Annotated in this window: 19 protein-coding genes and 2 tRNA genes; 10 read left to right on the top strand and 11 right to left on the bottom strand. The window is 71.2% G+C overall.

Annotation, left to right across the window (positions count from 1 at the left end; all coding sequences use genetic code 11):
- Window positions 1–15 precede the first annotated feature (15 nt).
- Both ppa and Talka_RS01645 read right to left on the bottom strand, forming a co-directional pair.
- Window positions 16–558 carry an inorganic diphosphatase gene (gene ppa, locus Talka_RS01650; RefSeq protein ID WP_143889338.1) on the bottom strand — a complete coding sequence of 181 codons (543 nt, stop codon included), beginning with the start codon at window positions 556–558 and terminating at the stop codon, window positions 16–18.
- 171 nt (window positions 559–729) lie between these two features.
- A complete protein-coding gene (locus tag Talka_RS01645) occupies window positions 730–1,263 on the bottom strand; it encodes a TlpA family protein disulfide reductase (protein WP_143889336.1) in 534 nt (177 codons plus the stop codon).
- A gap of 80 nt (window positions 1,264–1,343) precedes the next feature.
- On the opposite strand from Talka_RS01645, the gene moaA reads away from it, so the two are divergent.
- From moaA to moeA, 3 genes are read left to right on the top strand one after another with little or no spacing between them, the layout of a single operon-like run.
- Window positions 1,344–2,480, top strand: coding sequence for a GTP 3',8-cyclase MoaA (gene moaA / locus Talka_RS01640; RefSeq protein ID WP_143889334.1), 1,137 nt, complete (start codon window positions 1,344–1,346; stop codon window positions 2,478–2,480).
- Window positions 2,481–2,485: 5 nt separating this feature from the next.
- On the top strand, window positions 2,486–3,169 hold the full coding sequence (gene mobA / locus Talka_RS01635; protein WP_143889332.1) for a molybdenum cofactor guanylyltransferase MobA: 684 nt from the start codon (window positions 2,486–2,488) through the stop codon (window positions 3,167–3,169).
- Window positions 3,166–4,449 (top strand): molybdopterin molybdotransferase MoeA, encoded by a 1,284-nt coding sequence (gene moeA, locus Talka_RS01630; protein WP_143889330.1) that lies wholly within the window; start codon window positions 3,166–3,168, stop codon window positions 4,447–4,449. The genes mobA and moeA overlap by 4 nt, the downstream gene beginning before the upstream one ends.
- Before the next feature lie 24 nt (window positions 4,450–4,473).
- On the opposite strand, the gene Talka_RS01625 is transcribed toward moeA, so the two are convergent.
- The gene (locus Talka_RS01625) at window positions 4,474–4,998 is read right to left on the bottom strand and encodes a YggT family protein (RefSeq protein WP_143889328.1); all 525 of its coding nucleotides are present in this window, start codon (window positions 4,996–4,998) and stop codon (window positions 4,474–4,476) included.
- 20 nt (window positions 4,999–5,018) lie between these two features.
- The gene (rnr, locus tag Talka_RS01620; RefSeq protein WP_185970021.1) at window positions 5,019–7,217 is read right to left on the bottom strand and encodes a ribonuclease R; all 2,199 of its coding nucleotides are present in this window, start codon (window positions 7,215–7,217) and stop codon (window positions 5,019–5,021) included.
- A gap of 101 nt (window positions 7,218–7,318) precedes the next feature.
- Between rnr and Talka_RS01615 the strand changes: the two genes are divergently transcribed.
- Together Talka_RS01615 and Talka_RS01610 are read left to right on the top strand one after the other, a co-directional pair.
- Window positions 7,319–7,403, top strand: a tRNA-Leu gene (locus Talka_RS01615).
- 102 nt (window positions 7,404–7,505) lie between these two features.
- Window positions 7,506–7,590, top strand: a tRNA-Leu gene (locus tag Talka_RS01610).
- A gap of 84 nt (window positions 7,591–7,674) precedes the next feature.
- Here Talka_RS01610 and rimO read toward each other — a convergent pair.
- From rimO to Talka_RS01590, 4 genes are all read right to left on the bottom strand, one after another.
- Entirely contained in the window at window positions 7,675–9,093 is a 1,419-nt protein-coding gene (gene rimO, locus Talka_RS01605) for a 30S ribosomal protein S12 methylthiotransferase RimO (protein ID WP_143889324.1), read from the bottom strand.
- Between the two features lie 86 nt (window positions 9,094–9,179).
- Window positions 9,180–9,734: a polyhydroxyalkanoate synthesis repressor PhaR gene (phaR, locus tag Talka_RS01600; RefSeq protein WP_143889460.1), complete on the bottom strand. Its 555-nt coding sequence runs from the start codon at window positions 9,732–9,734 to the stop codon at window positions 9,180–9,182.
- A 144-nt stretch (window positions 9,735–9,878) separates the two neighbouring features.
- Window positions 9,879–10,661 carry a 23S rRNA (guanosine(2251)-2'-O)-methyltransferase RlmB gene (gene rlmB, locus Talka_RS01595; RefSeq protein ID WP_143889322.1) on the bottom strand — a complete coding sequence of 261 codons (783 nt, stop codon included), beginning with the start codon at window positions 10,659–10,661 and terminating at the stop codon, window positions 9,879–9,881.
- A 9-nt stretch (window positions 10,662–10,670) separates the two neighbouring features.
- Window positions 10,671–11,363 carry an ABC transporter ATP-binding protein gene (locus Talka_RS01590; RefSeq protein WP_143889320.1) on the bottom strand — a complete coding sequence of 231 codons (693 nt, stop codon included), beginning with the start codon at window positions 11,361–11,363 and terminating at the stop codon, window positions 10,671–10,673.
- Between the two features lie 16 nt (window positions 11,364–11,379).
- On the opposite strand from Talka_RS01590, the gene Talka_RS01585 reads away from it, so the two are divergent.
- Both Talka_RS01585 and lexA read left to right on the top strand, forming a co-directional pair.
- On the top strand, window positions 11,380–12,054 hold the full coding sequence (locus Talka_RS01585) for an arylesterase (protein WP_143889319.1): 675 nt from the start codon (window positions 11,380–11,382) through the stop codon (window positions 12,052–12,054).
- Window positions 12,055–12,073: 19 nt separating this feature from the next.
- On the top strand, window positions 12,074–12,730 hold the full coding sequence (gene lexA / locus Talka_RS01580; RefSeq protein ID WP_185970019.1) for a transcriptional repressor LexA: 657 nt from the start codon (window positions 12,074–12,076) through the stop codon (window positions 12,728–12,730).
- A 16-nt stretch (window positions 12,731–12,746) separates the two neighbouring features.
- Here lexA and Talka_RS01575 read toward each other — a convergent pair whose 3' ends face one another.
- From Talka_RS01575 to Talka_RS01565, 3 genes are read right to left on the bottom strand one after another with little or no spacing between them, the layout of a single operon-like run.
- Complete coding sequence (locus tag Talka_RS01575; RefSeq protein WP_143889317.1) at window positions 12,747–16,004, bottom strand: error-prone DNA polymerase; 3,258 nt, start codon at window positions 16,002–16,004, stop codon at window positions 12,747–12,749.
- Window positions 15,997–17,274: a DNA polymerase Y subunit UmuC family protein gene (locus Talka_RS01570; RefSeq protein ID WP_143889315.1), complete on the bottom strand. Its 1,278-nt coding sequence runs from the start codon at window positions 17,272–17,274 to the stop codon at window positions 15,997–15,999. The genes Talka_RS01575 and Talka_RS01570 overlap by 8 nt, the downstream gene beginning before the upstream one ends.
- A complete protein-coding gene (locus Talka_RS01565) occupies window positions 17,271–17,942 on the bottom strand; it encodes a hypothetical protein (protein WP_185970018.1) in 672 nt (223 codons plus the stop codon). Before Talka_RS01565 ends, Talka_RS01570 begins: the two co-directional genes overlap by 4 nt.
- Before the next feature lie 201 nt (window positions 17,943–18,143).
- On the opposite strand from Talka_RS01565, the gene Talka_RS12210 reads away from it, so the two are divergent.
- From Talka_RS12210 to Talka_RS01550, 3 genes are all read left to right on the top strand, one after another.
- Window positions 18,144–20,114, top strand: a complete 1,971-nt coding sequence (locus Talka_RS12210) for a methyl-accepting chemotaxis protein (RefSeq protein ID WP_185970017.1) — start codon at window positions 18,144–18,146, stop codon at window positions 20,112–20,114.
- A gap of 102 nt (window positions 20,115–20,216) precedes the next feature.
- A complete protein-coding gene (gene map / locus Talka_RS01555; RefSeq protein WP_143889309.1) occupies window positions 20,217–21,041 on the top strand; it encodes a type I methionyl aminopeptidase in 825 nt (274 codons plus the stop codon).
- Window positions 21,042–21,077: 36 nt separating this feature from the next.
- Complete coding sequence (locus tag Talka_RS01550; protein ID WP_246100531.1) at window positions 21,078–23,738, top strand: [protein-PII] uridylyltransferase; 2,661 nt, start codon at window positions 21,078–21,080, stop codon at window positions 23,736–23,738.
- Window positions 23,739–23,750: the final 12 nt, after the last annotated feature.

The raw sequence follows: 23,750 nt of genomic DNA, 5'->3' as shown, positions 1-23,750 counted from the left end.
CCGACCGCCGCGCCCTCATTGGGCGGCGCGCTTGGCTTGGTATTGGGCCACGCCTGAGGCTACTTCCTGCCGCGCTTCTTCCACCGAAGCCCAGCCCAGCACCTTGACCCACTTGCCCGGCTCCAGGTCTTTGTAATGCTCAAAGAAATGCTCGATGGTCTTCAGCAAGGCCCCGCCCAAATCCTCCAGGCGCTGGATGTGGCTGTATTGCGGGCAGATTTTCTCGGTCGGCACCGCCAACACCTTGGCATCGACGCCGCTTTCGTCCTCCATCTTCAGCATGCCCAGCGCCCGGCACGGCACCACCACCCCGGGCGGCAGCGGCACCGGCGTGACCACCAGCACATCGACCGGATCGCCGTCGCCCGAGAGGGTCTGCGGCACGTAGCCGTAATTGGTGGGGTAGTGCATCGCCGTGCTCATGAAGCGATCGACGAAGATCGCGCCCGAAGCCTTGTCCACTTCAAACTTGATGGGCGCGCCATTCATGGAGATTTCGATCACCACGTTGAACGCGTCGGGGCACCGGGAGCCAGGGGGGACGAGATCGAACGACATGATGCTGCACCTTGGAAGTTGGATGGATCCATCGGTTGAGGGCGCGCGCAGACAGACAGAAGCATCAGCGCAGCCCCGCAAGACCGCCCATCACGCAAGGATGGGCACGGCTGGATTGTAGGCGGTCGCGCTGCCGCGGCTGCCGCCACGGCCTGGGAGCTGTCCGACCGCTTACAGCCACTGCGCGATGGCGTCGATGTCTTCTTTGAACAGCTGCCCGCGCTCGGCCATCAGGATGCGCCCGTCGCGCCCCCGCACCAGCGTCACCGGCAAGCCTTTGGGCTTGGGCATGGCGCGCTGCACTTGCGGCGTCACCCAGACACAAGGGAAAGCATAGCCGCGCTGCTGCAGGTAACGCTGCGCCGCCTCGCGCGTGCGGTCGATCGACAGCGTGAGCAACTGCCAGCCAGGCTGCTGGCGATGGCGCTGCCAGAACGCATTCAAGTGCGGCGTGGTCGCCGCGCAAAACGGGCAGGTGCTGGCCCACCAGTAGAGCACCAACAGCTGCCCATCAGCCTGTGCAGGTTCAAAGCGACCGCCATCGAGCAAGTCCATGGCTGGCACCGTCCACGGCGCACCCAGCGGCGGCAACGGCGGCGCTTTGGCCTCGGCAGCAGCTGCATCCGCGGGCTGCGCCCATGTGCGCGCCGCGCCCACGGCAAGCAAGAGAGAGCCTGTGATCCATTGACGCCGTTGGAGAGCCATGGCCTGCTCCTTAGGGGCACTCCGCGCCGCGATAACCCTAACCGCGGCATCGCCCCTGCACGACGATAATCTAGCGCACCATGGCCGAGCGTGTCATTCCCCTTTACGACTCCCGTGCCCGTGTCTTGGCCGCCCCCCGCCCTGAGGCGACGATGTCGCCGGCCGGACATTTGCAGGACGCGCTGCAGCGGCCATTGCGCGACCTGCGCATCAGCGTCACCGACCGCTGCAACTTCCGCTGCGCCTACTGCATGCCAAAGGAAGTGTTCGGCAAAGACTATCCCTACTTGCGGCATGCGGATTTGCTAACGTTTGAGGAGATCACCCGGCTGGCGCGGCTGTTTCTGGCGCACGGCGTGCGCAAGATCCGCCTGACCGGCGGCGAGCCGCTGCTGCGCAAGGACATCGAACGCTTGATCGAAATGCTGGCCACGCTGCGCACGGTGGACGGCACGGCGCCGGAGCTGACGCTGACCACCAACGGCAGCCTGCTCAAGCGCAAGGCGCGCGCGCTGCGCGACGCCGGCCTGCAGCGCGTGACGGTGAGCCTCGACGCGCTGGACGACGCGGTGTTCCAGCGCATGAACGACGTCGGCTTCCCGGTGGCCGACGTGCTGGACGGCATCGCCGCCGCGCAGGAGGCGGGCCTGGCGCCGATCAAGGTCAACATGGTGGTCAAGCGCGGCACCAACGACGACCAGATCGTGCCGATGGCGCGCCACTTCCGCGGCAGCGGCATCGTGCTGCGCTTCATCGAGTACATGGACGTCGGCAGCTCCAACGGCTGGTGCATGGACGAGGTGCTGCCCAGCGCCGAAGTGCGCCAGCGGCTGCAGCAAGTGTTCCCGTTGGTGCCGCTCAAGCCGCTCAGCCCCGGCGAAACCGCCGAGCGCTGGGGCTACGCCGGCGCCGACGGCCGCCACGACCCGGCGCTGGGCGAAGTCGGCTTCATCAGCAGTGTCACGCAGGCGTTCTGCCGCGACTGCAACCGCGTGCGCCTGTCCACCGAGGGACGCCTTTACCTGTGCCTGTTCGCCGAGCGCGGCTACGACCTGCGCGCGTTGCTGCGCGGCGGCGCCAGCGACGCCGAGATCGCCGCGTCGCTGGCCGCCATCTGGAGCCAGCGCGCCGACCGCTACTCCGAAATCCGCGCCTCGCTGCCAGCGGAGATGCGCCGCGCCGCGCGGCGCATCGAGATGAGCTACATCGGGGGCTGACGCGCATGACCGCCGCGCTGGCCCCGCACCCGCACTGGAGCGCCCCCGTCCCGGGCGGCGTCACCGGCGTGGTGCTGGCCGGCGGGCAAGGCCGACGCATGGGCGGCATCGACAAGGGCCTGCAGACCTTCCGCGGCGCGCCGCTGGCGCTGCACGCGCTGCTGCGGCTGCAGCGCCAGCGCGGCGGCTGGATCGGCCCCTGCCTGATCAACGCCAACCGGCACCTGGCCGCCTACGAGGCGCTGGGCGTGCCGGTGTGGCCGGACGTGGTGGACGGCTCAGCCGGGCCGCTGGCCGGCATGTTGACCGGCCTCGTGCACGCCGCCACGCCCTGGGTGCTGACGGTGCCGTGCGACTCGCCGCTGCTGCCGCTCGATCTGGCTGAGCGGCTCGCGCAAGCCGTCACCGCGGCGCAGGCCGACGTCGCGCTGGCCGCCGCGCCGCAGGACGGCGGCGCACCGCGCCCGCAGCCGGTGTTCGCGCTGATCGGCGCGCACCGGCTCGACGACCTGCAGGCCTTTCTGCAGAGCGGCGGGCGCAAGATCGACGCCTGGACGGCGCGGCAGCGCTGCGTCGTCGTACCGTTCGACCGTCCGGACGACGACCCCATGGCGTTTGCCAACATCAACACCCTGTCCGAGTTGCAGGCGCTGGAGACCGCCGGCGCCGTCCCCTCCCCCGCGCGATGAAGACGCTGGAGCAGATCGCCGCCGAATTGCAGGGCTACGACCCGCACGCGTTGCCTGCCGACACCGTCGGCGCCTTCCTGGAGCGGCTGGTGCAGCCGCTGGCGCAGACCGAGACGGTGTCGCTGGCGCAGGCGCTGGATCGCGTGCTGGCGCGCGACGTGCTGTCGCCGATGGACGTGCCGCCGCACGACAACGCCGCGATGGATGGCTACGCGCTGCGCGGCGCTGACCTGCGGCCCGCCGAGCCGACCCGGCTGCGGGTACTGGGCGCCTGCTACGCCGGCCAGCAGGGCTGGGGCGCGCCGGTGCCGCCGGGCGCGTGCGTGCGCATCATGACCGGCGCCGTGATGCCGGCCGGCTGCGACACCGTGGTGCCGGTGGAGTTCGTGGCCGACGGCGGCGACGGCACGATCACGGTGCCGGCGGGCGTGGTGCGCCCCGGCGACCACCGCCGCCTGCGCGGCGAGGACCTGGCCGCCGGCCGGCCCGCGCTGCACGCCGGGCAGCGCCTGGGGCCGGCGGCGCTGGGGCTGCTGGCCAGCCTCGGCCTGCCGGAGGTGACGGTGACGCGCCGTGCGCGCGTGGCGTACTTTTCCACCGGCGACGAGGTGCTCAGCCTCGGCGAGCCGTGGCGCCCCGGCGCCATTTACGACAGCAACCGCCACACGCTGACCGCGCTGCTGCGCCGCCTCGGCGTGGAGGTGCTGGACCTGGGCGTGGTGCGCGACGACCCCGCGGCGCTGGAGGCGGCGCTGCGGCAGGCGGCGGCGCAGGCCGACGCCGTCGTCACCAGCGGCGGCGTCAGCATGGGCGAGGCCGACCACACCAAGGCGGTGATGCGCCGGCTCGGCGACGTCGTGTTCTGGCGCATCGCCATGCGGCCGGGCCGGCCGATGGCGGTCGGGCAGCTGGAGGGGCAAGGCCGCGCCACGCTGCTGTTTGGCCTGCCGGGCAACCCGGTGGCGGCGATGGTGACGTTCTTGATGTTCGTGCGGCCGGCGCTGCTGCGGCTGATGGGGGCGCAAGCCGCGGCGCCCATCCCGCTGCGCGCGCGCAGCGCCGAGCCGATGCGCAAGAAACCCGGGCGCACCGAATACCAGCGCGGCATCGTCACGCGCGCCGCCGACGGAAGCTTGCAGGTGCGCACCACCGGCCAGCAGGGCTCGGGCGTGTTGCGCTCGATGGTGGAGGCCAACGGCCTGATCGTGTTGCACCACGACCAGGGCGACGTCGCGCCAGGCGACGAGGTCGATGTGCTGATGTTCGAGGGGCTGATCTGATCCGCGCCGCTCGGCACGCCGCGATCAGCCCAGCAGCATCAGCGCCACCTGCAGCCCGATCAGCAGCACCAGCACCGACAAATCGACCCCGCCGACGGTGGGAATGACGCGGCGCACCGGCGTCAGCAGCGGCTCCAGCAGGCGGCCCAGCAGCCCCAGCACTGGCGCCATCGGCTGCACCCAGGACAGCACCGCGTAGGCCAGCAACAACACCATCAGCCCTTGCAGCCCCGTGCGCAGCAGAAAGTGCAGCGCCAGCCCGGCCAAGCGAAGCGGATCGTCGAGGCCGGTCATCAGCGCCAACAGCCCCGCGTGGGCCAGCGACAGCAGCAGTGCCGCCAGCAGGCTGCCCCAGTCGGTGTTGGCCTGGGCCCAGCGGCGCGGCAAGGCGCGCCGCAGCGGCTGCACGATCCAGTCGGTGACGGCGATGACGAACGGGCCTGGCTGCTGCGTCATGCGCAGCCGGCGCGTGTTCATCCAGCCGCGCAAGAGCGCCGCCGCCACCAAAAAGAAGAACAGCGTGTCGAGCAAAAACAGAGCGATGCGCATGGCAACCTCGATGGTAAGCGCTAACGGCGCGGCGTGGGCCCTCGCGCGGCGGGGCTCGAAGCGGCCTTGCCGCGCTGGCGCGACGCCGAGCCGCCGCGCGCCGGGCGCGCCGACATCGGCGCCGGCGGCTCATCCGGCTCGACCGGCGCGCGGCCTCGCCCTTGGCGCGCCGGCGTCGAACCACGCGGCTCCTGCGCCGCATCGTGGCGCACCAGCCGAAAATCAATGCGCCGCCCGTCCAGATCCACCCGGCTCACCTGCACCCGCACCGGCGCGCCCAGCGTGTAGCGCGTCCCCGTGCGCTCGCCGCGCAATTCCTGGCGCCGCTCGTCGAAGTGAAAATACTCCGGCCCAAGCTCCGTGATGTGCACCAAGCCCTCCACATAGAGCGCATCCAGCGTAACGAACAGGCCGAAGCTCGTCACCGCGCTGACGGTGCCGGTGAACTCCTCGCCTAAATGCTCGCGCATGAATTGGCACTTCAGCCACGCCTCCACATCGCGGCTGGCCTCATCGGCGCGGCGCTCGTTGGCGCTGCAGTGCAGGCCGGCGGCCTCCCAGCCGAGCACCTCCGGGGATGGCCGGCTGCGCGGCATCGCTTTCGAAGCGTCGCGTTCGTGCAGCTTTTTGGCCAGCTTGGCCTGCGCTTCGCCCGGCAGCGGCAGCGCCGGCAGGTGGTAACGCTCGCCCTTGAGGATCGCCTTGATGACGCGGTGCACCAGCAGGTCGGGATAGCGCCGGATCGGGCTGGTGAAGTGGGTGTAGGCTTCAAACGCCAGCCCGAAGTGGCCCACGTTGTGCGGCGAATACATCGCCTGCTGCATCGAGCGCAGCAGCATCTGGTGGATCTGCGGCGCGTCGGGGCGATCGGCCGTGGCCTTGGACAGCGCCTGGAAATCGCGCGGCGCTGGGGCATCGGGCAGGCTGGCGGGCACCCCGAGTGCCTTCAGATACTCGCGCAGCAACTCGACCTTGTCGGCCGAGGGCGGCTCGTGGATGCGATAGAGGCAGGGGTGCTGATGGCGCGCGATGAAGTCCGCGGCGCAGACGTTGGCCGCCAGCATCGCCTCCTCGATCAGGCGGTGCGCGTCGTTGCGCGTGCGGGGCTCGATGCGCTCGATGCGGCCGGCCTCGTCGCAGACGATCTGCGTCTCCACCGTCTCCAGGTCCACCGCGCCGCGCGCCTCGCGCGCGCGCAGCAGCGCGCGAAAGACGTCGTGCAGGTTCAGAAGGTGCGGCACCAGGTGCGCGTGGCGCTGCGCCTCGGGGCCGCGCGTGTTCTGCAGGATGGCGGCCACCTCGGTGTAGGTAAAGCGCTGGTGGCTGTGCATCACCGCCGGATAGAACTGGTAAGCCTGCACCAGCCCCTTGGCGTCGATCAGCATGTCGCACACCATGCACAGCCGATCCACGCCCGGATTGAGCGAGCACAGGCCGTTGGAGAGCTTTTCCGGCAGCATCGGGATGACCCGGCGCGGAAAATACACGCTGGTGGCGCGCTCGTAGGCGTCGATGTCCAGCGGCGAGCCGTTGCGCACGTAGTGGCTGACGTCGGCAATCGCCACCAGCAACCGCCAGCCCTTGCCGCGGCCCACTCGCGCCGGCTCGCAGTAGACGGCGTCGTCGAAGTCGCGCGCATCCTCGCCGTCGATCGTCACCAGCGGCACGTCGGTCAAGTCCACCCGTCCACGGCGATCGACCGCGCGCACCTTGTCCGGCAGCGCCCGAGCCTGCGCCAAAGCTGCCTCAGAGAATTGGTGCGGCACGCCGTATTTGCGCACGGCGATCTCAATTTCCATGCCGGGGTCGTTGATGTCGCCCAGGACTTCGGTTACGCGTCCCACGGGCTGGCCATACAGCGCCGGCGGCTCGGTCAACTCCACCACCACCACCTGCCCGGGCCGAGCCGCCCCCGTGGCGCCTTTGGGGATCAGCACATCTTGGCCGTAGCGCTTGTCCTCTGGCGCCACGAGCCATACGCCGTTTTCGTGCAGCAGCCGGCCAATGATGGGCGTGGAGGGACGCGCCAGGATTTCGGTGACGCGCCCCTCGGGGCGGCCGCGCCGGTCGAGGCGCATGATGCGCACGCGCACGCGGTCGCGGTGCAGCACCGCGCGCATTTCGTTGGGAGGCAAGTAGATGTCAGGCTGCCCGTCGTCGCGCACGACAAAACCATGACCGTCGCGGTGGCCGACCACGGTGCCTTCAATTTCAGCCACGATGGGCTTGGGTGGGTGTTTCACGTTCAAAAAGACTCAAGCGGCCTGCGCCGCAGCTCTGGAGGTTGTTGGGCTATGGTATGATGCTGGCTTTCTGGCCTGCCCAGGTGGCGGAATTGGTAGACGCACCAGTTTCAGGTACTGGCGCCGCGAGGCGTGGAGGTTCGAGTCCTCTCCTGGGCACCAGCGCAGTCCGCGCAAACAGCCAAACCCGATCATGCCACACCTTGCGGCCCCGGAGCCGAAAAGCGCGTGGTGCATCGATTACAATCCAAGAGTCCCTGAAACGCCCAGGTGGCGGAATTGGTAGACGCACCAGTTTCAGGTACTGGCGCCGCGAGGCGTGGAGGTTCGAGTCCTCTCCTGGGCACCAGGCACCGTCCGCACCACATGACGTGACGAGGCCAACGACGTGAAAGCCGACCCCGAGGTCGGCTTTTTCGTTTTCGCCGGGACCTCAGACCGGCTCGCCAATCAGGTCGTGCCCCTCAGCCGCGACGATGCGCGCGCGGATGAAGTCGCCGGCGCGGTAGGTCTTGCTGGCCTTTTCGGGCGGCAGCAGCCGCACGGTGCCGTCGATCTCCGGCGCATCCGCATACGTGCGCCCCACCCCGCCCTTTTTGCCGAGGCTGACCGCCTGGTCCACCAGCACCTGCATGGTGGCGCCGACACGGCGCTTGAGGCGCTCCACGGCCACCGCCTCGGCCACCGCCATGAAGCGGCTGCGGCGCTCCTGCCGCACCTCGTCCGGCAGCGCGCCGGGCAGCGCGTTGGCCGCCGCCCCCTCGACGGGCGAGTAGGCAAAGCAGCCGGCGCGATCGATCTGCGCCTCGCGCACGAAGTCCAGCAGGTGCTGGAACTCCGCCTCCGTCTCGCCCGGAAAGCCGGCGATGAAGGTGCTGCGCACGACGAGCTCCGGGCAGGCGCGCCGCCATGCCTGGATGCGCTCCAGGTTGCGCTCGCCGCTGGCGGGGCGCTTCATGCGCCGCAGCACGTCCGGGTGGCTGTGCTGGAACGGCACGTCCAGGTACGGCAGCACCAGCCCCTCGGCCATCAGCGGGATGATCTCATCCACGTGCGGGTACGGATAGACGTAGTGCAGCCGCACCCAGGCGCCGTGCGCGCGCGCCAGCAGCCCCAGCTCGCGCGCGAGCTCCAGCAGCCGCGTGCGCACCGGCCGGCCGTTCCAGAAGCCGGTGCGGTACTTGACGTCCACCCCGTAGGCCGAGGTGTCCTGGCTGACGATCAGCAGCTCCTTGACGCCACCCTCCAGCAACCGCTGCGCTTCGGTCAGCACCTCCCCGATCGGGCGGCTGACCAGGTCGCCGCGCATCGACGGGATGATGCAGAACGTGCAGCGATGGTTGCAACCCTCGCTGATCTTGAGGTAGGCGTAGTGGCGCGGCGTGAGCTTGACGCCGACGCCCTCGATCGCGTTGGCCGGCGGCGGCACGAGGTCGGTGAACGGATCGTGCGGCTTGGGCGCGTGGCGGTGCACGGCGTCCAGCACCTCGTCGGCGGCGTGCGGGCCGGTGACGGCCAGCACCGCCGGGTGCAGCTGGCGCACCAGATTGCCGCCGGCGGCATCCTGGCGCGCGCCCAGGCAGCCGGTGACGATGACGCGGCCGTTGGCGGCCAGCGCCTCGCCGATGGCGTCCAGGCTTTCCTTGACGGCCTCGTCGATGAAGCCGCAGGTGTTGACGATGACGAGGTCGGCGCCTTCGTAGGTCTTGCTGGTGCGGTAGCCCTCGGCGCTCAGGCGCGTCAGGATCAGCTCGGCGTCGGTCAGCGCCTTGGGGCAGCCGAGGCTGACGAAGCCGATGGTGGGCGCGCGCCCTGCTTGCGCAGGCGCCGCCGGCGACGTGGTTTCTTGCATGCGCGTATTGTCCCGCAAGCGCAGGCGGCCCCGCGGCGCGCGGTGCCCGCGCGGTCTGCCCGAACTAGCTGGAGCGGCTGGTGAGCTTACGGCGCACGCTTGCCGGTGAACGCTTGCAGCATTTGCTCTTGCATTTGCAAAAAGGCTTTTTGCGACTGCGCAAACGCTTGGCCCAGCATCAGCGGCGACTGAGCGCTGAGCCACTGTTGCCACAACTCCGGCGTAATCTCTTTGGCCTGCTCAGCCATTTTTTGCTGCAGCTCCAAAAACAGCTGCAGGTTGCGCTCCAGGTAGCTGCCCATGAAGCCCTGCATCGCGTGGCCGTAGAAGCGGATGATGCTGGCCAGCATCTTTTCCGAAAAGAGCGGCACGCCCGCGGTCTCCTCCTCCAGGATGATCTGCAGCAGAATCGAGCGGGTTAGATCCTCACCGCTGCGCGCGTCGCGCACCACAAACGGCTCGCCGCGCATCACCAGGGCTTTGACATCACCCAACGTGATGTAGGACGACGTGGCGGTGTCATACAAACGCCGGTTGGGGTATTTTTTGATGACGCGCCGGGCGTCGTCGGCGCGGGCCGAAGCGCTGGAGCCTTCGGTCGCGCCGGCATCCCTGGCGTTGAGCGACTGCACGTCAACCATCTCCTCGTTGGATTTGAAGGCGGCGCACACGGTTGGTCAGGCGCGGCGGCCCCACTCAGCGGCCCTAGCGCCGTCGGGCGACCACCATTGTAGGGGGAGCTGCTCCAAGCCCTGACGCGGGATTTCCCGGCCACGTGCAGAAGGTCAAGGCAGGCTTGCCGCCGCGCTGCGTTGACGCACCGCCTCGTAGAGGCACACCGCGCTGGCCACCGAGACGTTGAGGCTTTCTACCGCGCCGCGCATGGGGATGGACACCAGCTCGTCGCACGTGCGCCGCACCAGCGGGCGCATGCCCTCCCCCTCCGCCCCCATCACCACCGCCAGCGGGCCGCGCCAGTCGTGCTGGTAGATGGTGCGCGGCGCGTCGTCGCTGGCGCCCACCACCCACAGGCCGCGCGTCTTGAGCTGTTCCAGCGTGCGCGCCAGGTTGGTGACCATGAAGTACGGCACCGTCTCGGCCGCGCCGCTGGCCACCTTGGCCACCGTGGCGGTCAGGCCGCAGGCGCGGTCCTTCGGCGCGATGACGGCGTGCGCCCCGGCGCCATCGGCCACGCGCAGGCAGGCGCCGAGGTTGTGCGGGTCGGTGACGCCGTCCAGCACCAGCAGCAGCGGCGGATCGGCGCGGCGCTCGGCCTCGGCGCGCGCCTCCAGCTGGTCCAGCAGGTCGTCCAGCGTGCGCGCCTGCTCCAGCGCCCGCACGCGCGCCACCACCCCCTGGTGGCGGTCGCCGCCGGCCAGCCCGGCCAGCCGCGCGCCGTCGGCCTCGATGACGCGCACGCCGGCCTGCTGCGCGCGGGCCAGGAACTGCCGCATGCGCGCGTCGCGCCGCGTCGGGTCGGCGTAGAGCTCGACGATGGAGCCGGGCGCCGTCTTCAGGCGCACGCCCACGGCGTGGAAGCCGTACAGGATGCGGGTGTCGCTGGCCATGGGGCGGGATTATGCGCTGCCGTCCAGCTCGCGCGCCCGCCCGGCCTCGATCGCCAGCCGCCGCTGGCAGCGCGCCGCGATCGCCGCGTCGTGCGTCACCAGCACCAGCGTCGTGCCGTGCTCGCGGTTGAGCTCGAACATCAGCTCCATCACGCGCGCACCGGTGGCGTGATCCAGGCTGCCGGTGGGCTCGTCGGCCAGCAGGATGTCGGGCTCGACGACGAAGGCGCGCGCCAGCGCCACGCGCTGCTGTTCGCCGCCGGACAGCAGCTTCGGGTAGTGCCCGAGCCGCTGGCCGAGCCCGACGCGCTCCAGCATGCGCCGCGCTACGACGCGCGCGTCGCGCCGGCCCGCCAGCTCCAGCGGCAGCATCACGTTTTCCAGCGCGGTCAGGTTGGCCAGCAGCTGAAAGCTCTGGAACACGAAGCCCACCCGCTGGCCGCGCAGCGCCGCGCGCGCGTCCTCGTCGAGCGTGAAGATGTCGGTGCCGGCCCAGCGAACCGTGCCGCCGCTGGGCGTATCCAACCCGGCGATCAGCGACAGCAGCGTGCTCTTGCCGGAGCCGGATGCCCCGACGATGGCCAGCGTCTGCCCGGCCGCGACGGCAAAATCGACCTCGTGCAAGATGGTGAGCCGCTCGCCGCCGGCGTCGGTGACGGTTTTGGACAAGCGCTGAACTTCGATGATGGGCGCAGCAGACATGAAATCGGTGCTCAGGATGACGCGACGCGACTGTAGCGCAGCGTTGGGGGCTGGCGTGGCGTGGGGGGCGACCTGGCCGCTCAGAGCCGCGATGGCCGCCGATGGTTCCGCGCCGGTGATTTTGGTGGTGGGCGACTCGCTCAGCGCCGAATATGGCTTGGCGCGGGGCAGCGGCTGGGTGGCGCTGCTGGAACAGCGCTTGGCGCAGCAGGGGGTGCGCGCGCGCGTGGTCAACGCCAGCGTCAGCGGCGACACCACCGCCGGCGGGCGCAGCCGCCTGCCGGCCCTGCTGCAGCAGCACCGCCCGGCGGTGGTGGTGATCGAGCTGGGCGGCAACGATGCGCTGCGGGGGCTGCCGCTCACCGGCACGCGCGACAACCTGCGCGCCATGATCCGCGCCAGCCGCGAGGCCGGCGCGCGCGTGCTGCTGCTGGGCATGGACATGCCGCCCAACTATGGCGAGCGCTTCCGGGCCGACTTTCGCGCGGTTTACGCCGACCTGGCGCGCGAGGAACGGGTGGCGCTGGTGCCGTTTTTTTTGGCGGGCGTCGCGGATGGCCCGCAGGCCGCCGAGCTGTTTCAGGCCGACCGCATTCACCCCAACGAACGGGCGCAGCCGCTGATGCTGGACAACGTCTGGCCTGCCCTGCGGCGGCTGCTGGATGCGGCGCTGGCGCCGCGCAGCCGCTGACCCCGCATCCAAGCCGTTTATGCCTACCTCACCGCCCCGCTCTCCACGCCGCATCCGCGATGCCGACGGTCTCACGCCGCGCCAGCGCGAAGTGTTGGATTTTTTGCGACGTTGGGGGCGCGAGCACGGGGCGCCGCCGACGCGGCAGGAGATCGCGCGCGCGTTCGGCTTTCGCTCGCCCAACGCCGCCGAGGCGCACCTGCGCGCGCTGCAGCGCAAGGGCATGCTGGAGCTGCGCGACGGCAGCGCGCGCGGCATCCGGCTGCGCGGGGCGGAGCCGGCCGAGCTGCTGCAGCTGCCGCTGGTGGGGCGGGTGGCGGCCGGCTCGCCGATCCTGGCGCAGGAGCACGTCGAGGCGGTGTATCCAGCTGACGCGCGCTGGTTCGCGCGCCGGCCCGACTACCTGCTGCGCGTGCGCGGCTGGTCGATGCGGGATGCCGGCATCCACGACGGCGACCTGGTAGCGGTGCAGGCCATGTGCGAGGCGCGCGTGGGCCAGATCGTGGTGGCGCGGCTCGGCGACGACGTCACCATCAAGCGGTTGCAGCGCGACGGCGCCGGCTGGCGCCTGCAGGCCGCCAACCCGGATTTTCCCGACCTCGTCGTGGCGCCGGGTGAGCCACTGACGATCGAAGGCGTGGTGGTCGGCCTGCTGCGCCCGCACGGCTGGGATTGAACGCGCGGGCCGTGCGTCAGTGGAAATCGTGGCTCGCGCTGCGCAGGCCGCGCAGCAGCGCGTCGGCCTGCGCCAGCCGCCACGCCACCAGGTGTCCGACCGCGTGCGGCGGCGCGCCCAAGCGCTGCCAACGGCCTTCGACGATGAGCAGCTGGCCGCTGCGCCACACCGCCTCGGTGCGCTCGGCCAACGCGGCGCGCACGATCACCTGCACGCTGCCGGTCTCGTCCTCCAGTGTCAAAAACAGCGTGCCGCGCGCGGTGGCCGGGCGCTGCCGCGCGGTGACGAGGCCCGCCACGCGCAGCCGCCGGCCACCGGCCAAGCCGGGCAGCTCGGCGGCGCGGCGGCAACCCGCCGGCAGCCGCGCGCGCAGCAGCGCCAGCGGATGCGCGCGCAGCGACAGACCCAGCGCCGCGTAGTCGGCCCACACCTCCTCGGCCAGCGTGGCCGCGGGCAAGGCCGGCGCGGGTTCGGCCAGGCGCCGTCCGGCAGCGGTGGCCGCCTCGGCGCCGACGCCTTCGGCCAGCGCCAGCGGCGGCTGCCAGGCGCTGGCCTGCCACCATTGCTGGCGGCGCGATCCGGCCAGCGCCTGCAGCGCGTCGGCCTGCGCCAGCGCGCGCAGCTGTGTGCGCGTCAGCCGCGCGCGCGTAGCCAGGTCGTCCAGGTCGAGGAAGGCGCGCTGCGCGCGCGCCGCCACCAGCCGCCGCGCCGCCGGCTCGCCCAGCCCGTGCACCAGTCGCAGGCCCAGCCGCACCGCGGGCTGGCCGGCAGCGGGGTCGGCCGGCGGCTCCAGCGTGCAGTCCCAGTCGCTTCGCGTCACGTCCACCGGGCGCACCTCGACGCCGTGGCGGCGTGCGTCCTGCACCAGCTGCGCCGGGGCGTAGAAGCCCATCGGCTGGGCGTTGAGCAGCGCGGCCAGAAACGCCGCCGGCTCGTGGCACTTCAGCCACGCGCTGGCCCAGGCCAACAGGGCGAAACTGGCCGCATGGCTTTCCGGAAAGCCGTAGTCGCCAAAGCCGCGGATCTGCCGCACCAGGCGCTCGACGAAGTCGGCCGGGTAGCCGCGCGCGGCCATGCCGGCGCGCAGCCGGTCCTCGAACGGCGCCAGCCCCCCCTTGCGCCGCCAGGCGCCCATCGCGCGGCGCAGCGCGTCGGCCTCTTCGGCGCTGAAGCCTGCGGCCAGCATGGCGATCTGCATCACCTGCTCCTGAAAGATCGGCACGCCCAGCGTGCGGCGCAGCGCCGGCTCCAGATCCGGGTGCGGCAGCTTGGGCGGCAGGCCAAGGCGCTGCCGCGCCCGCGCCGCCAGGTAGGGGTGTACCATGCCGCCCTGGATCGGCCCCGGACGCACGATGGCCACCTGCACCACCAGGTCGTAGAAGCACGCCGGGCGCAGCCGCGGCAGCATGCTCATCTGCGCGCGGCTTTCGATCTGGAACACACCCACCGTGTCGGCGCGCTGGATCATGGCCCAGGTGGCGGCATCCTCCGCCGGGATGTCGGCCAGCGTCAGCGCGCGCCCCCGCCAGCGCGCTGCGAGGTCCAGCGCCCCGCGCAGCGCCGACAGCATGCCCAGTGCCAGCACGTCCACCTTCAGCATGCCCAGCGCCTCGAGGTCGTCCTTGTCCCACTCGACGACGGTGCGCCCGGCCATCGCCGCCGGCACCACCGGCACCGTCAGCGTCAGCCGCTGGCGTGCCAGCACGAAGCCGCCGGTGTGCTGGCCGCGGTGGCGCGGCAGGTCCAGCAGCGCCTGCGCCAGCGCCAGCCAGCGCGCCACGCCGGCGTCGCCGGCCTCCAGCCCCGCCTCCTGCAGCGCCTGCGGCGGCAGATCCTGCGGCGCGCGGCGGCGGCACCAGCGCGCCAGCCGCTCGATGGCGGGCTGCGGCATCGCCAGCGCCCGCCCCACCGCGCGCACCGCGCTGGCGGGCTGCCAGGTGATCGTGCTGGCCGCCAGCGCCGCGCGCGCGCGGCCGTAGCGGGCGTAGAGGTACTGGATGACCTCCTCGCGGCGCTGGTGCTCGAAATCGACGTCGATGTCGGGCGGCTCGGCGCGCGCGCGGCTGATGAAACGCTCGAACAGCAGCTGGCTGCGCGCCGGATCGACCTCGGTGATGCCCAGGCAATAGCACACCGCCGAGTTGGCCGCCGAGCCGCGCCCCTGGCACAGGATGCCGCGGCTGCGCGCGAAGCGCACGATGTCGTGCACGGTGAGGAAATAGGCTTCGTAGCGCAGCTCGGCGATCAGGGCCAGCTCGCGTTCCAATTGATGCCGAACGCCGTCCGGGATGCCGTGCGGGTAGCGCCGCGCCGCGCCTTCGAAGGCGAGCGCGCGCAGGTGCTGCGCCGGCGTGCGGCCAGGCGGCACGACCTCGGGCGGGTATTCGTAGCGCAGCTCATCCAGCCGGAAGCGGCACAGCGCGGCGATGCGGTGCGCCTCGGCGCGCAGCGCCGCCGGGTAGCGCTGCCGCCAGCGCCGCGCCGTCCACAGGTGCGCCTCGGCGTGCGGCTGGCGCGCCAGCCCCAGCTCCGGCAGCGGCCGGTGCAGCCGGGTGGCGGTCAGCACGTCCAGCAGCGCCTGCTCGCCGGGCTCGGCCATGCGCACCTGCGGCACCGCGGCCACCGGCAGGCCGCCGCGCCGGCCGGCTTCGGTGAGCAGCGCGATCCACGCCGCATCGTGCAGCCAGCCGTCGGCGCTGGCGCCGAGCCACACGCGCATGCCGAAGCGCCGGCGCAACGCCTGCGCCAGCCCGGCCAGCGCCAGCCGCCACTGCGCGCGCGGCGCCTGCGGCAGCGCCCAGCTCCAGGGCAGCGCCACCACCGCGCAGCCCGGCAGCGGCGGCGCCTCGTCCCACGCCGCGTGCAGCGGCAGCTGCCACGGATCGTGCGGCACCGGTGGCAGCGGCGCGCCGCGCTGGCGCAGGCGGCTGATCCAGTCGCTGATGGCGCCGTAGCCGGCGCGGTTCATCGCCAGCGCCAGCAGCGTGAAGCCGCCGCCCGGCAGCGCCGGGTGCTGCAGCCGCCAATGGGCGCCGACGATGAGCGGCAGCCCGAGCCGCCGCGCCGCCACATGCGCGCGCACCACCCCGCCCAGCGTGCAGGCGTCGGTCAGTGCCAGCGCCGCATGGCCGAGCGCGTGCGCCCGCGCCACCAGCGCTTCCGGCGCCGCGCACGCCTCGCCGAACGCGTAGGCGCTCTGCGTCCACAGCGTCACCGGCTGCGCCGCCCCTCGGGCCGTTGCTGCGGCGGGCGCGTCGGCGGCATCCTCAGCCATAGACGCCCCGCAGCCGCCACGGCGCACGGCCTTGGCGCTCGATCCACCACGGCTGCCCGTGCGCGTCCAGCGCCAGGCAGGCCTGCACCGGCGGCGCTGCCCCATCCCCTTGCCGGCGCAGCGGCCCGTGCAGGCGCCGCAGCGGCTGGCCGTCCCGCACCGGGCGGCCACGCGCGTCGCCGGCCAGCACGCAGTCCTGCGGCAGCCACCACGGCGGCTGCCAGGCGGCGTCGGGGGGCAGCGCCGCCAGCGTCGGCTCGGCAGCACCGTCGTCGGACAGAGGCCGCCAGCCGCCGGCCTCGCCCGGCTGCCAAGTGGCGCGCAGGTCGGCGCGGCATACGCGCTGCGGCCCCAGACGGGCGCTCAGTCGCTCCAGCACCGCGGCCCATGAGGCGCCGCCGTCATCGCCCGCCGCGCCGGGCAGCAGCGCCGCCGAGCGCGGGCGCCACGGCGCCAGCTGCAGCGTGCGCAACACGAGCGTCTCCACCGGCTGCGCCAGCGTCAGCCGCTGCAGCCGCTCGCGCAGCAGCCGCAGCAGACGCGCGGCGTCCTGCACCGGCTCGCGGTGCGTGAAGACGAGCGCCTGTGGCTGCCCCGGCCAGCCCAGCGCCCAGCGCAGCACGCCGAGCTGCCGCGCGCGCAGCCACGCCTGCAGCGGCTGCAGCAGCCGCTGCGCCGCAAACGCCAGCGCGGCGGCCTCGGCGGTGGGGCCGGGCAGCGCCTGCTCGCCGTGCCATTCGGGCGGCGCGCGCCACGGCTCCAGCGCCAGCGGCTCTTCGCCCAGGCATTGGCGCAGCGCGCGCGGCAGCGCCGGGTCGGTGCGCGCCGCCAGCCTGTCGCCGACCGCATGCAGCGCCCCGAGCGTGCGCAGGCCCAGCGCCTGCAGCGTCGGCGCGTGCGCAGCGGCCTCCGGCAGCGCCTGCGGCGGCAGGGCCAGCAACGCCTGCGGCCAGCGCGGCGGCAGCGCGTGGCGCAGACCTCCGCCAGCCGGCGCCATGCGCGCCAGCGCCAGCGCCGCCGGCGCCGTCGGCGCCACGCCGAGCCGCGCCCAGCCCAGCGGCGCCAGCGCGGCCTGCAGCCGCCGCAGCAGCGCCACGCGCCCGCCGAACAGGCGCTGCGTGCGCGTCAGATCGGCCACCCAGCCGTCGTGCAGCGGCGCGACGGCGGGCGCGAGCGTCGCCAGCGCGGCGGCCACCGGCGCCGCGTCGGGTCGGCTCGGCAGACAGGCCGCCCACAGCGGGGCCGGGGCATCGGAGGGATCCGCGTTCATGGTTCGATCCATTCGCTCCACAGCCACGGCGCGTGCAGGCGCAACGCGCGGGCCAGCGGCGGGCCGCGGCGCTTGCGCACCTGCACCACGAGCGTGGCCGGCCCTTCCACGCGTACCCGCAGCCGCAGCGGCGCGGCGCTGGCGCCGTCGGGCCGCGCCGAGTCATCCGGGCGGCTTAGCACCACCAGCGGGGCCGGCCAGTCGGCGCCGTCGCCACGAGCGCCGGCGCAGCGCGCCGCCGCGGCGGCCTGCTGCAGCCGCTGGGTCCACGCCAGCGGCGGCGGCTCCTCCACGTGCAGCCAGCACAGCGCCACTTCGGGGCAGGTGAGCAACTGCTCGGCGCACCACAGCGCCTCGCGTGCGTCGCACGGGTGCACGCACCACAGCCGCGACAGCGGCAGGCCGTGCGCGGCCCACGCCGCCGCGTTCGGCACGAGCGGCAGCGCCACCAGCGCCACCTGGCCGTGCCGGCAGGCTTGCTGCAGCGCCGGCAGCAGCAGCCGCCACGGCGGCACCGCCGCCTGCAGCTCCACCACCGCGCCCAGCGGCCAGCCGCCGCCGGGCAGCTGCGCGTCCAACGCCGTCCAGCCGGTAGGGGTGGTGGACTGCACGGAGGCGGCCAGCTCGCTGGCGCGCCAGACTTGGGGATGCAGTTGCGTTGACGCCACGCCTATACTGTATAAAAAAACAGTTTTAAGCGATGCCGCCCCCATGGCTGGCTCAACCTTTCCGGCCAACTCCCTCGGGCTTGCGCTAGCGGTCAACAAGATACGTGCAGGTTGGCGCCCTCAGCGCAGCGGCAGACGGTTATGCTTGGCATCGTTCCATCAGGATCGACGCCAAAAACGACATCTGGAGGGCTTGGCCCGATGAGTTCGCACACCATCACCGAGCTGCCATGGACGCAGCGCATCGGGGTTCGCTTGGCGCTGGCGCTGCTCAGCGCTTGGCTGCTGATGATGCTGGCGCTGGGCTGGTTCAGCGTGCAGATGCATGCGGAGCGGCGCGAAGCGGCGCTGGATCGGCTGGCCGCCGATGCCGAAGCCGCCGTCACCGTGGCTGAGCAAGTGGATCGGGCCGGCCAACGCGGGGCTGCGCGGCTTTTTGGCGAATTCGAGCAGCTCGTCCCAGCCGTCGCGCTGGGCTGGTCATCACAGAACAAATTGACGCTTTACGGCCAACCACTGGAAGGCGACTTCACGCAGGTGGATCTGTTCACCCAGCGCACCGGCGGCGTGGCCACCATCTTTCAGCGCCAAGGTGATGATTTTCTTCGCATTGCCACCAGCCTCAAGAAAGAAGACGGCTCGCGCGCGGTGGGCACGCTGCTGGGTCAGTCGCACCCTGCCTACAAGGCGCTGATGGCGGGTCAGCGCTACGTCGGACGCGCGGTGCTGTTTGGCCGCCCCTACATGACGCAATACCAACCGGTCAAAATCGACGGCGAAGTGCGGGCGGTGCTGTTCGTGGGCTATGACCTGTCCAGCGAATTGGGGGTTCTGGCCAAGATGCTGCAAGCCAACAACAGCCCCAACCGGCTGATGGCCGCGCTGGATGTGGGCGCCGGACCGCGCCAAGGCTCGTGGTATGGCGTCGATCGCCCCGCTCTGAATGCCGATCACCCCTTGCTGCAAGCCTTGCGCGAAGCGTTGCAGCGCGATCAGACCCGAGGCCGCCTGGTGCTGCCCGATTTTGATGGCTTGCCTGGGCACGGCGCGGTCGATGCAGTTTGGGAAGCCTACCCTGCCTGGCAGTGGGCGATGGTGTCGCTGCAGCGTCAGGCGGAAACCACTCGCACGGTGCGGGCCGATTTGGCGTTGCTGTGGAGCATCGTTGGGGTCACCGCGGCGGTCATTCTGGCGTTTCTGATCGGGTTTGTGCGTCGCCACGTGGTGCAGCCGCTGGCGCTGGCGCAGCGCGCGCTGCAACGGCTGGCTCAAGGGCGGCTGGATGAGCCGGCGCGCGCCGCCTCGCGCGACGAATTTGGCCAGCTGCTGCAGGCGGCGGAAGCGCTGCGGCGCACCTGGGCCGACTTGGTGCGGCAGTTTGTGCAGGCCGCGCAGGCGGTGGCCAGCGCCGCCGAGCAGCTGGCGCGCGGTAATCAGGATTTGTCGGCCCGTACCGAGCAAGCCGCCGCCAGCCTGGAACAAACCGCGGCCAGCACCGCCTCGCTGGCCGACACCGTGCGCCATGGCAGCGAAGCCGCCCGCACCGCCAACCAGCTGGCCGCCGAAGCCTCCCGCGTGGCGCAAAGCGGCGGCAGCACCGCGCAGCAAGCCGTGGCTTCGATCGAAGCCATCCAAGCCAGCAGCCAGCGCATCGCCGACATCACCGGGGTCATCGACGGTATCGCGTTCCAGACCAACATCCTGGCGCTTAACGCCGCGGTGGAAGCCGCCCGCGCGGGTGAGGCCGGACGCGGCTTTGCGGTGGTGGCCGGCGAGGTGCGGGCGCTCGCCCAGAGAAGCGCCGAGGCCGCGCGCCAGATCAAGGCGCTGATTGAGGAGAGCGTGGCCCAGATCGGCCACGGCAGCCAGCAAGTGCAGCAGGCCGGCCAGACGATGCTGGAGGTGGTGCAGGCCGTGCAGCGCGTGGCCGACACCATCGGCGAGGTCTCCGCCGCCGCGGGCGAGCAGTCCGAGGGCATCGCGCAGATCAACGCCGCCATGGGCCAGCTGGAGCAGGCCACGCAGCAAAACGCCGCGCTGGTGGAGCAGGCCGGCGCCGCCACCGAGGCGCTGCGCCAGCAGGCGCAGGAGCTGTTGCGCGCGCTGCAAGTGTTTCACCTCGGCGCCGAAGCTGCCGCGCTTGCCGCACCCCAGGCCGCTGCGGATCGATAGTCGGCTTGCACCCTGCTTGCTGCCGCCACGCCCTGGTTAGGGCCGCGTTCCAACAGCCCCGCCGACGTGGGGCGAACGGGGGCTTTGTTACGATCGCGCTCCATGACCATCACGTTCAAAGACGCCGCCGGCATCGAAGGCATGCGCCGCGCAGGGCGGCTGGCGGCTGAGGTGCTTGACTATTTGGCGCCGTTCGTGCGTCCAGGCGTGACCACCAATGAGCTGGATCGCCTGGCGCACGACTACATTGTCCGCGTGCAGGGTGCTATCCCCGCACCGCTGAACTACGCGCCGCACGGCTACCCGCCTTTTCCCAAAAGCATTTGCACCTCGGTCAACCACGTCGTCTGCCACGGCATCCCCAACGACAAGCCGCTCAAAAAAGGCGACATCCTCAACATCGACGTCACCGTCATCAAGGACGGCTGGCACGGCGACACCAGCCGCATGTTCCTGGTTGGCGAGGTGGCGCCGCATGCCCGCCGCTTGTGCGAAATCACTTACCAGGCCATGTGGAAAGGCATCGAAATGGTGCGCCCTGGGGCGCGGCTGGGCGACATCGGCCACGCGATCCAGCGTTTCGCCGAGGCCGCCGGCTACAGCGTGGTGCGAGAGTTCTGTGGCCACGGCATCGGGCGCAAGTTCCACGAGGATCCGCAGGTGCTGCACTACGGCCAGCCGGGCACAGGGCTGGAGCTGCGCCCCGGCATGACCTTCACCATCGAGCCGATGATCAACCAGGGCCGCCGCGAAATCCGCGAGCTCGGCGACGGCTGGACCATCGTGACCAAGGACCGCATGCTGTCGGCGCAATGGGAGCACACCGTGCTGTGCACCGAAGACGGCTATGAGGTGCTGACGCTGTCGCCCGGTGCGCCGCCGCCGCCCGATTTTGTGCGTGGCGCTGGGGCTGCCGCGCCAGCTTGATCATGCTGTGGCATGGCGCTTGCTTGCGCCGTGGGGATGATTCCCAACGCCATGGTCGCCGACGACCTCACTCCCCGGCTGGCTGCGCTGCGTGAGCGGCATCGCCAAGGCAAGGCCGATATCCTCAACGGCATCGAAGCGCTGGGGGGCCGCAGCGCCGGCGTGCGGCGCTGGCTGCGGCGGCTGGCGGCGCTGACCGATGCGACGCTGCGCGCGCTCTGGAAAGAGCTCAGCATGCCGCCTGCGCTGACGTTGTTGGCGGTAGGCGGTTACGGCCGCGGTGAGCTGTTCCCCTACTCCGACATCGACGTGCTGGTGCTGCTGCCCGACGCAGCTGAGGACGCCCAACGCGCCGCAGTGGAGCGCTTCGTGGGAGCCTGCTGGGACATCGGCTTGGAAATCGGCTCCAGCGCTCGCACGGTCGAGGAATGCCTGCGCGAAGCCGCCCGCGACATCACCGTGCAGACGGCGTTGCTGGAGGCGCGCTGGCTGGCCGGGCCGCGCCGCGCCGCGCAGCAGCTGCAACAGCGCGTGCTGGAGGCCATCGACCCGCTGACCTTCTGCCGCGCCAAGCAGTTCGAAATGCAGCAGCGCCACCAGCGCTACGAAAACACCCCCTACGCGCTGGAGCCCAACTGCAAGGAATCGCCTGGCGGCCTGCGCGACCTGCACGTCATTCTGTGGGTGGCCAAAGCTGCGGGTTTGGGACACTCCTGGAGCGAGCTGGCGCGCCGGGGCTTGGCCACCGCGCACGAAGCGCGTCAACTACGCGCCAACGAAGCGCTGCTGAGCCTCATCCGGGCGCGGCTGCACGCTTTGGCGCGCCGGCGCGAGGATCGGCTGGTGTTTGACCTGCAGGCGGCGCTGGCTCAAGCGTTTGGCCTTGAAGCTGCTGGGCCTGCCGACCTCAGCCGCGAGCAAAGCGCGCGTCGCGCCCGCCGCGCCAGCGAACGGCTGATGCGGCGTTACTACTGGGCCGCCAAGGCGGTCACGCAGCTCAACCAAATTCTGCTGCTCAACATCCGCGAACGGCTGGAACACGACGAACGCAGCCCGACGCCGTTGCGTCCCATCAACGCCCGCTTTGCCGAGCGCGACGGCATGCTGGAGGTGATCAGCGACGAACTTTATTGGCGCGAGCCGCACGCCATCTTGGAAACCTTTTTGCTGTATCAGCAAATTCCCGGCATCAAGGGCTTGTCGGCGCGCACGCTGCGCGCCCTCTACAACGCGCGTCCGGTGATGAACGCGGCGTTTCGGCGCGACCCGGTCAACCGCCGCACGTTTATGCAAATCCTGCAACAGCCGCAAGGTATCACGCACGCCTTTCGGCTGATGAACCAAACCTCGGTGTTGGGCCGCTACCTGTGGCCATTTCGGCACACCGTGGGCCAGATGCAGCACGACCTGTTCCACGTTTACACAGTGGATCAGCATATCCTGATGGTGCTGCGCAACATTCGACGTTTTTTTATTCCCGAACACGCGCACGAATATCCGTTCTGCTCACAGCTGGCCGCCGGCTGGGACAAGCCCTGGGTCCTTTATCTGGCTGCGCTGTTTCACGACATCGCCAAGGGCCGCGGCGGCGACCACTCCGAACTGGGCGCACGCGACGTGCTGACGTTCGCGCGCCAGCACGGCATCGCGCGGGAGGACGCCGAGCTGATCCGCTTTTTGGTGGCCGAACATTTGACCATGAGCCACGTCGCGCAACGCCAGGACACCAGCGACCCGCAGGTGATTGAAGCCTTTGCGCGCCGCGTCGGCGACGAGCGGCGGCTGACCGGCCTGTATCTACTGACGGTGGCCGACATCCGCGGCACCAGCCCCAAAGTGTGGAACGGCTGGAAAGCGCGGCTGTTGGAAGACCTCTACCGCGCCACGTTGCGCGTGCTGGGCGGCGGCGCGCCCGACCCGCACGCCGAGGTGGAGGCGCGCAAACGCGAGGCGCTGGCGCAACTGGCGCTGCACGCGCTGCCGCACCAGGCGCACGCCGCGCTGTGGGCGCGCCTGGACGTGGGCTATTTCATGCGCCACAGCGCCGATGAAATCGCCTGGCACACCCGCCACCTGTCGCGCGCGCTGGCGCCGCACGACACCGCGTCCGCGCCGCCCACCGTGGTGCGCGCGCGCTTGGCGCCAGGTGGCGAAGGCTTGCAAGTGTTGCTCTATACCGCCGACCAACCCGAACTGTTCGCCCGCATCTGCGGCTACTTCGACCACGCGGGGTTTTCCATTTTGGATGCCAAGATCCACACCACCGCAGATGGCTACGCCTTGGATACCTTTCACGTGACCACCGATGCGCTGGCCGAACATTACCGCGAGCTGGTCACGCTGGTGGAAAGCGAGCTGCCTCGGGCGCTGGATCCGGACAGGCCGCTGCCTGCGCCGGCGCGGGCGCGGGTTTCGCGGCGGGTACGCAACTTTCCGGTCGTGCCGCGCGTCACGCTGCAGCCTGATGAGCGCGGCCAGCACTGGCTGCTGTCGCTGTCGGCCAGCGACCGCAAGGGTTTGCTTTACGGCCTGGCAAGGGTGTTTGCGCGGCACCAGGTGCAACTGCATCTGGCCAAAATCGCCACGCTGGGCGAGCGGGTGGAAGACACCTTTTTGCTCAGCGGCCCTTCGCTACACCTGCCGCGGGAACAAGCTCTGCTGACGCAGGATCTGCTTCAAGTGCTGGACGAAGCCTAAAAAGGCGCGTTA

It is taken from the genome of Tepidimonas alkaliphilus (assembly GCF_007556595.1).
Lineage (GTDB): Bacteria > Pseudomonadota > Gammaproteobacteria > Burkholderiales > Burkholderiaceae_C > Tepidimonas > Tepidimonas alkaliphila.
The sequence above is the reverse complement of the archived record's forward strand: the minus strand, read 5'-3'. Positions and strand labels throughout refer to the sequence as shown.

Bases quoted from the DNA above. Each gene is read 5' to 3' on its own strand.
- Talka_RS01575 (WP_143889317.1), bottom strand. From the start codon at position 16,004: ATGGCTGAGGATGCCGCCGACGCGCCCGCCGCAGCAACGGCCCGAGGG.
- mobA (WP_143889332.1), top strand. From the start codon at position 2,486: ATGACCGCCGCGCTGGCCCCGCACCCGCACTGGAGCGCCCCCGTCCCG.
- Talka_RS01570 (WP_143889315.1), bottom strand. From the start codon at position 17,274: ATGAACGCGGATCCCTCCGATGCCCCGGCCCCGCTGTGGGCGGCCTGT.
- lexA (WP_185970019.1), top strand. From the start codon at position 12,074: ATGCCTACCTCACCGCCCCGCTCTCCACGCCGCATCCGCGATGCCGAC.
- rimO (WP_143889324.1), bottom strand. From the start codon at position 9,093: ATGCAAGAAACCACGTCGCCGGCGGCGCCTGCGCAAGCAGGGCGCGCG.
- ppa (WP_143889338.1), bottom strand. From the start codon at position 558: ATGTCGTTCGATCTCGTCCCCCCTGGCTCCCGGTGCCCCGACGCGTTC.
- map (WP_143889309.1), top strand. From the start codon at position 20,217: ATGACCATCACGTTCAAAGACGCCGCCGGCATCGAAGGCATGCGCCGC.
- Talka_RS01550 (WP_246100531.1), top strand. From the start codon at position 21,078: ATGATTCCCAACGCCATGGTCGCCGACGACCTCACTCCCCGGCTGGCT.
- Talka_RS12210 (WP_185970017.1), top strand. From the start codon at position 18,144: ATGAGTTCGCACACCATCACCGAGCTGCCATGGACGCAGCGCATCGGG.
- phaR (WP_143889460.1), bottom strand. From the start codon at position 9,734: ATGGTTGACGTGCAGTCGCTCAACGCCAGGGATGCCGGCGCGACCGAA.
- moaA (WP_143889334.1), top strand. From the start codon at position 1,344: ATGGCCGAGCGTGTCATTCCCCTTTACGACTCCCGTGCCCGTGTCTTG.
- rlmB (WP_143889322.1), bottom strand. From the start codon at position 10,661: ATGGCCAGCGACACCCGCATCCTGTACGGCTTCCACGCCGTGGGCGTG.
- Talka_RS01645 (WP_143889336.1), bottom strand. From the start codon at position 1,263: ATGGCTCTCCAACGGCGTCAATGGATCACAGGCTCTCTCTTGCTTGCC.
- Talka_RS01590 (WP_143889320.1), bottom strand. From the start codon at position 11,363: ATGTCTGCTGCGCCCATCATCGAAGTTCAGCGCTTGTCCAAAACCGTC.
- Talka_RS01585 (WP_143889319.1), top strand. From the start codon at position 11,380: ATGACGCGACGCGACTGTAGCGCAGCGTTGGGGGCTGGCGTGGCGTGG.
- Talka_RS01625 (WP_143889328.1), bottom strand. From the start codon at position 4,998: ATGCGCATCGCTCTGTTTTTGCTCGACACGCTGTTCTTCTTTTTGGTG.
- moeA (WP_143889330.1), top strand. From the start codon at position 3,166: ATGAAGACGCTGGAGCAGATCGCCGCCGAATTGCAGGGCTACGACCCG.